Raw genomic sequence first — 10,539 nt, 5'->3', positions numbered from 1 at the left:
GACTAAGCGTACACGGTGGATGCCTAGGCAGCCAGAGGCGATGAAGGGCGTGCTAATCTGCGATAAGCGTCGGTAAGGTGATATGAACCGCAATAACCGACGATACCCGAATGGGGAAACCCAGTGCAATCCGTTGCACTATCATTAACTGAATCCATAGGTTAATGAGGCGAACCGGGGGAACTGAAACATCTCAGTACCCCGAGGAAAAGAAATCAACCGAGATTCCCCCAGTAGCGGCGAGCGAACGGGGAAGAGCCCAGAACCAACATCATCAGCAGCATTAATGGAAGCGTCTGGAAAGTCGCGCGAAACAGGGTGATAGCCCCGTACATGAAAGTGCAGTTGGTGTGAGTTCGATGAGTAGGGCGGGACACGTGTTATCCTGTCTGAATATGGGGGGACCATCCTCCAAGGCTAAATACTCCTGGCTGACCGATAGTGAACCAGTACCGTGAGGGAAAGGCGAAAAGAACCCCGGCGAGGGGAGTGAAATAGAACCTGAAACCGTGTACGTACAAGCAGTGGGAGCCTCTCTTTATGGGGGGTGACTGCGTACCTTTTGTATAATGGGTCAGCGACTTATATTCTGTAGCAAGGTTAACCGTATAGGGGAGCCGCAGGGAAACCGAGTCTTAACTGGGCGAATGAGTTGCAGGGTATAGACCCGAAACCCGGTGATCTAGCCATGGGCAGGTTGAAGGTTGGGTAACACTAACTGGAGGACCGAACCGACTAATGTTGAAAAATTAGCGGATGACTTGTGGCTGGGGGTGAAAGGCCAATCAAACCGGGAGATAGCTGGTTCTCCCCGAAAGCTATTTAGGTAGCGCCTCGTGAACTCATCTTCGGGGGTAGAGCACTGTTTCGACTAGGGGGTCATCCCGACTTACCAACTCGATGCAAACTGCGAATACCGAAGAATGTTATCACGGGAGACACACGGCGGGTGCTAACGTCCGTCGTGAAGAGGGAAACAACCCAGACCGCCAGCTAAGGTCCCAAAGTCATGGTTAAGTGGGAAACGATGTGGGAAGGCACAGACAGCCAGGATGTTGGCTTAGAAGCAGCCATCATTTAAAGAAAGCGTAATAGCTCACTGGTCGAGTCGGCCTGCGCGGAAGATGTAACGGGGCTAAACCATGCACCGAAGCTGCGGCAGCGAACGTATCACCCAAGACAATTTCACTGATGTGGATAACGATTGACGGAGCGAAGCGACGTCAATGCGCCCATTAAAGTCGAGTTGGCTTAGGGATACGTTCGTTGGGTAGGGGAGCGTTCTGTAAGCCTGCGAAGGTGGACTGTGAGGTCTGCTGGAGGTATCAGAAGTGCGAATGCTGACATAAGTAACGATAAAGCGGGTGAAAAGCCCGCTCGCCGGAAGACCAAGGGTTCCTGTCCAACGTTAATCGGGGCAGGGTGAGTCGACCCCTAAGGCGAGGCCGAAAGGCGTAGTCGATGGGAAACGGGTTAATATTCCCGTACTTGGTGTTACTGCGAAGGGGGGACGAAGAAGGCTAGGCCGGCCGGGTGACGGTTATCCCGGTTTAAGCGTGTAGGTGGGCAGTCCTGGTAAATCCGGTCTGCTGTTAACACTGAGGCGTGATGACGAGTCTCTACGGAGATGAAGTGGTTGATGCCCTGCTTCCAGGAAAAGCCTCTAAGCATCAGGTAACACGAAATCGTACCCCAAACCGACACAGGTGGTCAGGTAGAGAATACTCAGGCGCTTGGGAGAACTCGGGTGAAGGAACTAGGCAAAATGGTGCCGTAACTTCGGGAGAAGGCACGCTGGCAGTAGGTGAAGTGGCTTGCCCATGGAGCCGAAGCCAGTCGAAGATACCAGCTGGCTGCAACTGTTTATTAAAAACACAGCACTGTGCAAACACGAAAGTGGACGTATACGGTGTGACGCCTGCCCGGTGCTGGAAGGTTAATTGATGGGGTTAGCGTAAGCGAAGCTCTTGATCGAAGCCCCAGTAAACGGCGGCCGTAACTATAACGGTCCTAAGGTAGCGAAATTCCTTGTCGGGTAAGTTCCGACCTGCACGAATGGCGTAATGATGGCCAGGCTGTCTCCACCCGAGACCCAGTGAAATTGAACTCGCAGTGAAGATGCTGTGTACCCGCGGCAAGACGGAAAGACCCCGTGAACCTTTACTATAGCTTGACACGGAACATTGAACCTTGATGTGTAGGATAGGTGGGAGGCTTTGAAGCATGTACGCCAGTACGTGTGGAGCCAACCTTGAAATACCACCCTTTAATGTTTGATGTTCTAACTTAGCCCCGTTATCCGGGGTGAGGACAGTGTCTGGTGGGTAGTTTGACTGGGGCGGTCTCCTCCCAAAGAGTAACGGAGGAGCACGAAGGTTGGCTAATCCTGGTCGGACATCAGGAGGTTAGTGCAAAGGCATAAGCCAGCTTGACTGCGAGAGTGACGGCTCGAGCAGGTACGAAAGTAGGTCTTAGTGATCCGGTGGTTCTGTATGGAAGGGCCATCGCTCAACGGATAAAAGGTACTCCGGGGATAACAGGCTGATACCGCCCAAGAGTTCATATCGACGGCGGTGTTTGGCACCTCGATGTCGGCTCATCACATCCTGGGGCTGAAGTAGGTCCCAAGGGTACGGCTGTTCGCCGTTTAAAGTGGTACGCGAGCTGGGTTTAGAACGTCGTGAGACAGTTCGGTCCCTATCTGCCGTGGGCGCTGGAAGATTGAGGGGGGTTGCTCCTAGTACGAGAGGACCGGAGTGAACGCACCGCTGGTGTTCGGGTTGTGATGCCAATTGCATTGCCCGGTAGCTACGTGCGGAAAAGATAAGCGCTGAAAGCATCTAAGCGCGAAACTTGCCCCGAGATGAGTCTTCCCTGGGATTTTAAGTCCCCTAAAGGAACGTTAAAGACCATGACGTAGATAGGCTGGATGTGTAAGTGCAGCGATGTATTGAGCTAACCAGTACTAATGAACCGTGAGGCTTAACCTTACAACGCCGAAGGCGTTTTGAGACGAGAGACGAAGAGAATTATTGAGCTTGTTGAAGGATTGAAGTTCGTGGTTGTGCGAATATGTAAAACATAAGTACAACGGCGAGCGTAACGAATATGCCTGGCGGCGATAGCGCGGTGGTCCCACCTGACCCCATGCCGAACTCAGAAGTGAAACGCCGTAGCGCCGATGGTAGTGTGGGGCTTCCCCATGCGAGAGTAGGGAACTGCCAGGCTCTTAATTTAGAAAGAAACAGAAGGCCACTCGGAAGAGTGGCCTTTTTGTGTTTATGGGGTTTATAACGGCGATTGCGGAGTGTTGTGATAAAAAGCTGTAGCGCCGAGGGTAGTGTGGGGTTTCCCCCTGCGTTGCAACGCAACGGCCCGAAGGGTGAACCGCGAAGAGGTTCATCAACTGTCAGGCTTTTAATTTAAAGAAGAAACAGAAGGCCACTCGAGAGAGTGGCCTTTTTGTGTTTGGAGCATTCTACTTTCCAAATTCAGTCCGGTAGATCATTGCTAATTGCCCCGCATGTCTGAGTCAGATATTCCCAAACCTCAACAAACTCTTTTATAACTATCAAGAAAACTATAACGCTAGTGACAAAATTTTTGTGATCTATACAACACTTTACCCGGGCTTATCCTATAGTTAAGGAGTATCGCTCAGGTATTTTGACACTAAACCTAGACCGTCCGTGGAAGCCTGTAGTCAATCGGTGACAGTTTAATATCATTTAATTCAATTAGTTATTATCCTATGTTGCCAAATTGTTCCTATTGAACATCTATATTGTCTCTGTTTAACGACACATTTGGGCAGTAAAGTAGGGTAAAAATATTAACTAATTGAATATAAATGTTTTTCAAACTGGCCTGCTTCTTGCAAAGCTTTTTGTGAATAGCAGGATGATTTCTACAGTTGCGATATTCCACAAGGACGATTAGCCAGACATTGCCAGAAGGCTTTACTTATAGAGGTGGTTATCAATGAAAAAGAATCTTTTTGTTCATTCTACAGCGGCCATTTTATTGACGGCCTTAATGGGTAGCAGCACCGCATTTGCTGAAGAGACTACAGCCGCTAAGGCTGAAAGCGTCGTGAAAGATCTCGGTTCCTCTATTGAAACTTCAGTAGATAAAGCAGGAACTGAAATCGGTAAATCAGTGAAGAAAGTCGATGGCTTTATGGACGACAGCACTATTACCGCGAAAGTAAAAAGCGGCCTGCTGGATAACAAAGCCATACAGTCTACCGATATCTCTGTCAAAACCAGTTCGGGCGTTGTGACGCTGCACGGTTTTGTCGGTAGCGATGCACAAAAAGCTCAGGCCGAGGATATCGCTAAGAAAGTTGAAGGTGTGAAATCTGTCAGTAATAAACTTCAGGTACAACAGGGTAAAGAAAGCTCTGTTGAAGGCTACGTAAGCGATACTGCAATTACCAGCGAAGTGAAAGCTAAGCTGCTTGCCGACAGTATCGTTCCTTCTCGAACCGTTAAGGTTCAAACCAGTGAAGGTGCGGTACTCCTGAGTGGCACAGTAAAAACTCAGGATCAAAAAGATCAGGCGGAGCGCGTTGCTGCACAGGTTAAAGGCGTAAAGAGCGTTAAAAACGATATTTCGATTAAACATTAATACGAAAGCAGGGTAAGGCGACACCTTACCCTTAATCAACTTACTCAGGAGGCCATCATGATGAATAGCGACATTATTCTGGGCAGGTTAAAGCAGTGGAAGGGCAGCGTGAGAGTGTGGTGGGCCGAGTTTGCTGGGATGGAGGATGAGTTCTTCGCCGGAAACAGCGACTGGCTTTCAGGCATACTGCAAGAAGACTACGGGAAAGAGCAGGAGCGTCAGGAGCTGGAAACTAAAGTGAGTCACTAGCTCTACAGATTTCTTCTTTTTCACGGTCGCCTTTGAGCGATCGTGGACTGTCTTAGCCATTGCTTAGCTACATATTCCTTCACCGAAATCAACTCTCTGCTATAGTCAGCGACAAAAGGCGTTTTGACTTTCAGGAGAGCGCAGGTGAAAGCCTCTTTTATTGATACCCATTGCCACTTTGATTTTCCACCGTTCCTTGACCATGAAGAGGAAAGCCTGCGGTTGGCTCAAAACAGCGGCGTTGAGCGTCTGATCGTGCCAACGGTGACCCGAGATCGGTTTAACGCAGTTACGCAGCTGTCAGCCCGTTTTCCATATATATACGGGGCGTTGGGTTTACACCCTCTCTATATTAATCAGCATAGTGATGATGATGTTGCAGAGCTTGAGGTTCGGTTGTCTAGGGCAGATAGGCGAATCGTTGCTGTGGGGGAAATTGGTTTGGATGAGTATATGGAAGAGCCTCAGATCGCTCGCCAAGAGACGCTGTTTTTGGAGCAGCTAAAGCTGGCCAAGCGTTTTGATCTCCCAGCCATACTGCACTCTCGAAGGACTCACGACCGGCTGGCTAAGCTACTTCGGCAGGTAAAGCAAAGCAGGACAGGCGTTGTGCATGGCTTTTCCGGCAGCCTGTCTCAGGCGCTGGCGTTCACTCAGTTAGGCTATTTTATCGGCGTTGGCGGAGTGATTACTTATGACAGAGCGCAAAAGACTCGTAGAGCGATAGCGGCACTTCCGCTAGAGTCTCTTCTGCTTGAGACCGATGCGCCAGATATGCCGCTGGCGGGATTTCAGGGGCAGCCTAATAGGCCTGAGCGAATTGCCCATATATTCACTGCGCTCTGTCAGCTTAGGGAAGAGCCGCCCCAGCGTATTGCCGAGCAGATTTATTTGAATACGATGGCTCTGTTCTGGCCTGCTCAGCGATAGGGCTTCTTTTTATGGAGGCGTTTCTTTTTCTGCACTGCTGCTCTGTCGGTTTTTTCGCTGTAGATGTCCGCATGCGGGTGATCTACTGCCGTTAGTGATGCTTTTCCGCTTTCAGCCCGACGAGTCAGAATCGCTCTGGCCAGTATAAAGCCAACTGCAGCGGCCAGTACTAGCATTAATCTCAGCATATTAGAGGTGCTGTTGAGTTCGGCTGTTTCAGCTTCAGAAACTCGGGTATCCAGCGTTAGACGAACGAAGCCTAGCAGGCCATCCTGGCCTTCAATCATTTCGACAATTTGCTGGTTCTGTGAAATATCCGTGCCTTTTTTATCAATCGTCAGCCGTTCGCGAACGCTGGCCGGTTCGCCTTCCTGCGCGATAAGTGCCCCGCTGGCACGATACACGGACGCGTCGAGGACGCGACTATTTTCAACGACGTGCTGCAAGATAGCGCGGATCTGTGGCTCATCGCTCTCCTCTGTTGGCTCATCCATCATGGGAGCCAGAGCAAATGTCATCTGTTTAGCAAGGGTTCGGGCCAGATCTCTGGCCTGTTTTGCTTGTGTCGCCTGACCGTTTAGGCTGAAATAGGTGATTCCCTGCATCAGCACGCCCAGCAGAAGTAGGCAAAACAGAACGATAGCGATTCGGTGCAGTTGAAACTTTAGGTTGAGCCGCCTTGTCATGTCGCTATCTCGTATGCTGAAGAATGTTTTATGTTGCCAGAACTCTATCAGTTAGGATAGGTTTGAGCGCTGTTTGTCGGCTGAAAGTTATTTTGTCGTTTCGCCTCGTATTTTGAAGGAGTTGTTGTATGCCAATTAGTCTGACCTATAGCGATCTGCCCGCAGAGATCGACTGCTGGCCTGGGCTACCGCTGTCCCTGAGCGGCGATGAGGTGATGCCCCTCGATTATTGGGCTGGGCACACCGGTTGGCTGCTGTATGGAGAGGGGCTAAATAAACAGCGTCTGTCTGAGTTTCAGCGTCGGCTAAATGAGCCGTTGGTTGTCGTATCCGCTTGGACTGTTGAAGAATATCAGGTTGTGCGCCTAGCGGGAGTGCTTTCTGCCAAGGCCAAGAAAATGGCGGAAGAGCATCGACTAGACGTCGCCCAAATGGGAAGTTTACCCTCTCTGCGTTCTCCCGGGCTTCTGGTCATGGATATGGACTCTACGGCGATTGAAATTGAATGTATTGATGAAATAGCGCGTCTGGCCGGAGTAGGTGAACAGGTTGCAGAGGTGACTGAACGCGCAATGCGTGGTGAATTGGACTTTGCCGCCAGCCTGCGCCAGCGGGTTGCCACGCTTAAGGATGCAGATGCCTCCATTCTCGAATCCGTTCGGCAGCGTCTGCCGCTCATGCCTGGGCTCACAACGCTGGTTGAGCGACTGCACGAAGCGGGATGGCGGGTTGCTATCGTCTCGGGGGATTTACCTATTTTGCTGACTACCTGCGTGACCGCCTTAACCTGATTTCCGTCTCGGCTAACCAGCTGGGCATTAAGCAGGGTAAGCTAACGGGCAAGGTCGTTGGGCCGATTGTCGATGCCAAATTTAAAGCACAAAAGCTCCAGCAGTTGGCAGAAGAGTTGTCTATTCCTATGAGTCAAACGGTGGCTATTGGCGATGGTGCAAACGATCTAAAAATGATCAAGGTGGCGGGTTTAGGCATTGCCTACCACGCCAAGCCTAAAGTGTATTCTAAGTCCAAAGTGGCGATCCGCGTTGCGAACCTGCTTGGGGTACTGTGCATTCTATCGTCCAGCCTGAATCACGAGGGCAAATAGATTTAGGCACCCCGTACGGTCGAGTAGCGTTGAGTTAATGAGGAGTCGTCATGGCAAAGCCTGTTAAACGCGCGTTCGTATGTAACGAATGCGGAGCGGACTATCCGCGCTGGCAAGGGCAGTGTAGCGCCTGTCAGGCGTGGAACAGCATTACAGAAATCCGTCTGGCGGCAGCGTCCTCCAACCGTCAGGATCGTTTTTCCGGCTATGCAGGAGACGCTGGCGTTTCAAGAGTGCAGAAGCTGTCGGAGATTAGTCTAGAGGCGCTTCCTCGCTTTTCCACGGGATTTAAAGAGTTCGATCGCGTGCTTGGCGGCGGTGTCGTACCGGGCAGTGCCATTCTTATCGGCGGTAACCCGGGCGCAGGGAAGAGTACACTGCTGCTGCAAACCATGTGCAAGCTAGCCGGGCAGATGAAAACCCTGTACGTAACCGGCGAAGAGTCTCTGCAGCAGGTTGCGATGAGAGCGCATCGTCTGGGGCTCCCCACTGAACACCTTCAAATGCTGTCGGAAACCAGCATTGAGCAGATTTGCCTGATTGCCGAGCAGGAACAGCCCAAGCTGATGGTTATCGATTCCATACAGGTCATGCATATGGCTGACGTGCAGTCTTCCCCCGGCAGCGTTGCGCAGGTGCGGGAAACGGCGGCCTATTTGACGCGCTTTGCTAAAACCAAGGGCGTAGCCATCATTATGGTCGGCCACGTGACCAAAGACGGCTCGCTGGCCGGGCCGAAGGTGTTGGAGCACTGTATCGACTGTTCCGTACTGCTTGACGGTGATGCAGACTCTCGCTTTAGAACGCTGCGCAGCCATAAAAACCGCTTTGGTGCGGTAAACGAGCTTGGCGTTTTTGCCATGACAGAGCAGGGGCTTAAAGAGATTAACAATCCGTCGGCTATCTTCCTGAGCCGAGGTGAGGAAGTGACCTCCGGCAGCTCAGTGATGGTGCTGTGGGAAGGTTCCCGCCCTCTGCTGGTTGAGATTCAGGCGCTGGTCGATCACTCTATGCTGTCAAATCCTCGGCGGGTGGCGGTAGGCCTTGAACAGAACAGGCTGGCACTGCTTTTAGCTGTGCTGCATCGCCATGGCGGCCTACAGATGGCCGATCAGGACGTATTTGTTAACGTGGTTGGCGGCGTGAAAGTGACAGAAACCAGTGCCGATCTGGCGCTGCAGCTGTCTTTGGTGTCCAGCCTTCGCGATCGCCCACTGCCGGAAGATTTGGTGGTGTTCGGTGAGGTGGGGCTGGCGGGTGAGATCCGCCCGGTACCCAGCGGGCAGGAGAGAATTATTGAGGCCGCCAAGCACGGCTTTAAGCGAGCCATCGTGCCGTTTGCTAACGCGCCAAAGAAGCCGATCCCCAATATGCAGGTTTTCGGCGTGAAGAAGCTTTCTGATGCGCTATCCGTTTTAGAGGATTTGTAAGCAAAAAATTGAAAACCCGCGCGGGCAGAGTGCCTGCGCGGGTTTTATCATTTCCCGTTAGTCTACTAACGGGCTTAGGCGCTGAAGCAGCGGGTCCAGATACTGGTTAACCTGCTTATAGATGTCCTCATTAAGCGCGTTATAGAACCGGTGATTGTCCATCTTCGGCGTGAAGCTGTCCCCTGTTTGAACCATCTGAGCCGTTGCCTGCTCGTAGTCGTTGAATGCGCCAACGGCCATACCGGCGTTAATCGCACAGCCAACGGCGGCCGACCCTTTCATGGCGTTACGGCTGGTCGGGACACCAAACACGTCAGCAAAGATTTGCATAAACAGATCGCTGTTGGCTCCTCCGCCTGAAATAATCAGGTGGCGGAACGGGACTTTTAGCTCGTCGGCCATCTTGTCCATATGATTTTTCATCGTAAAGGCGATGCCTTCCAGCACAGAGCGGTACATGTGGGCGCGGGTGTGGCGGCCGTCAAAGCCTATCATCGCGCCCTTGCGAAATTCGGCTTCTGACGGCGGCGCCCAGTCGTGAATGGTAATCAGGCCTTCGCTTCCCGCAGGAACCCGCGATGCCTCCTGATTGAGCAATTCCTCAATGCTGTGGCCTTTCTCTTCCGCCTCAGCCAGCGCGGCGGCGCCAAACTGATCGCGGAACCAGCTGATGGTCCACATGCCGCGCCGTACGCCCATGCACTCATACAGATAGCGCCCTGGAATCGACGCCTGGAAGGGCCAAAAGTTTTTCGCATCCTTAAGGTTCGCCTGGCCGTGCACCATGGCACCGATATAGGTGCCGAGAGAGATCAGCGCGACGCCTTCGTCCAGTGAACCGGCGCCCAGAGCCTCTACGGCCTTGTCGTGCGCCGTGGCGACCACCGGAATGCCTGAAGGTAGGCCGACTTCTTTTGCCGCGATTTCGCTAAGGTGACCCAGTATCTCACCCGGCTTGACGACGTCGAAAACGCGATCGCGCGTCAGGTTGCAGCTTTTCCACGCTTCAGGGTCTTTGCTCCAGTCCAGCGTATCGTTGTCCATCGGCCACCAGCCAATGTAGTTGGCGCAGGTATCTTTAAACTCACCGGTCAGACGGTGAGTGATATAGCCGGAGGTAGTGGTGACGTAGTGTACGTCCTTATAGGCGTCGATGTATTCATACGGTCGGTTTAGCCGCTTGTCCATCCAGTTGATAACCGGGTAGGCCAGCTCGCCGTTCTTTTTCAACAGCACGCGACAGCAGCGGATAATGCAGACGCCCATCGCCAGAATGTCTTCCCCTCGTCCGCCTAACTGGGTGAAGTCGGCCATTGCTCGCCGAAAGGCCACTTTAAGCGAGTCCCACAGGTCGTCATCCGGGTGCTCCGCCAGCAGCGGCGCGGGAATATCCATCTTGCGCAGCGCCTGTTTGCCTTCGCAGACTATTTTTCCGCTAAGGTCGAAAATGACGACTTTGGCGCTCTGGGTGCCAACGTCTACCCCCATCAGGTATTTGTTACTCATAGCT

The 10,539-nt window shown here is 52.2% G+C and carries 6 protein-coding genes, 2 rRNA genes and 1 pseudogene (1 of these 9 only partly in view); 7 read left to right on the top strand and 2 right to left on the bottom strand.

What is annotated here, in order from left to right; genetic code table 11:
• The 5 genes from DQM29_RS13220 to DQM29_RS13200 all read left to right on the top strand — a co-directional run.
• A 23S ribosomal RNA gene (locus DQM29_RS13220) occupies positions 1-2,990 on the top strand (it extends 8 nt beyond the left edge of the window).
• A gap of 121 nt (positions 2,991-3,111) precedes the next feature.
• Positions 3,112-3,227, top strand: a 5S ribosomal RNA gene (gene rrf / locus DQM29_RS13215).
• 754 nt (positions 3,228-3,981) lie between these two features.
• Positions 3,982-4,629 carry a molecular chaperone OsmY gene (osmY, locus tag DQM29_RS13210; RefSeq protein ID WP_111741121.1) on the top strand — a complete coding sequence of 216 codons (648 nt, stop codon included), beginning with the start codon at positions 3,982-3,984 and terminating at the stop codon, positions 4,627-4,629.
• Between the two features lie 57 nt (positions 4,630-4,686).
• A complete protein-coding gene (locus DQM29_RS13205) occupies positions 4,687-4,878 on the top strand; it encodes a CsbD family protein (RefSeq protein ID WP_332102946.1) in 192 nt (63 codons plus the stop codon).
• A 144-nt stretch (positions 4,879-5,022) separates the two neighbouring features.
• Positions 5,023-5,808 (top strand): TatD family hydrolase, encoded by a 786-nt coding sequence (locus tag DQM29_RS13200; RefSeq protein ID WP_111741120.1) that lies wholly within the window; start codon positions 5,023-5,025, stop codon positions 5,806-5,808.
• Here DQM29_RS13200 and DQM29_RS13195 read toward each other — a convergent pair.
• A complete protein-coding gene (locus DQM29_RS13195; RefSeq protein ID WP_111741119.1) occupies positions 5,799-6,494 on the bottom strand; it encodes a YtjB family periplasmic protein in 696 nt (231 codons plus the stop codon). The genes DQM29_RS13200 and DQM29_RS13195 overlap by 10 nt on opposite strands.
• Before the next feature lie 128 nt (positions 6,495-6,622).
• Between DQM29_RS13195 and serB the strand changes: the two are divergent.
• Together serB and radA are read left to right on the top strand one after the other, a co-directional pair.
• Positions 6,623-7,599: pseudogene (gene serB, locus DQM29_RS13190) on the top strand (phosphoserine phosphatase).
• Between the two features lie 50 nt (positions 7,600-7,649).
• A complete protein-coding gene (gene radA / locus DQM29_RS13185; protein ID WP_111741118.1) occupies positions 7,650-9,029 on the top strand; it encodes a DNA repair protein RadA in 1,380 nt (459 codons plus the stop codon).
• A 57-nt stretch (positions 9,030-9,086) separates the two neighbouring features.
• Here the strand turns inward: radA and DQM29_RS13180 are convergent, their stop codons facing one another.
• Positions 9,087-10,535, bottom strand: a complete 1,449-nt coding sequence (locus DQM29_RS13180) for an FGGY-family carbohydrate kinase (RefSeq protein ID WP_111741117.1) — start codon at positions 10,533-10,535, stop codon at positions 9,087-9,089.
• Positions 10,536-10,539 lie beyond the last annotated feature (4 nt).

Origin of the sequence: Leminorella richardii (assembly GCF_900478135.1) — a bacterium.
Lineage (GTDB): Bacteria > Pseudomonadota > Gammaproteobacteria > Enterobacterales > Enterobacteriaceae > Leminorella > Leminorella richardii.
Note: the sequence above shows the minus strand (reverse complement) of the source record. Positions and strands in the feature narration are given on the sequence as shown.

Bases quoted from the DNA above. Each gene is read 5' to 3' on its own strand.
- osmY (WP_111741121.1), top strand. From the start codon at position 3,982: ATGAAAAAGAATCTTTTTGTTCATTCTACAGCGGCCATTTTATTGACG.
- DQM29_RS13205 (WP_332102946.1), top strand. From the start codon at position 4,687: ATGATGAATAGCGACATTATTCTGGGCAGGTTAAAGCAGTGGAAGGGC.
- DQM29_RS13195 (WP_111741119.1), bottom strand. From the start codon at position 6,494: ATGACAAGGCGGCTCAACCTAAAGTTTCAACTGCACCGAATCGCTATC.
- radA (WP_111741118.1), top strand. From the start codon at position 7,650: ATGGCAAAGCCTGTTAAACGCGCGTTCGTATGTAACGAATGCGGAGCG.
- DQM29_RS13180 (WP_111741117.1), bottom strand. From the start codon at position 10,535: ATGAGTAACAAATACCTGATGGGGGTAGACGTTGGCACCCAGAGCGCC.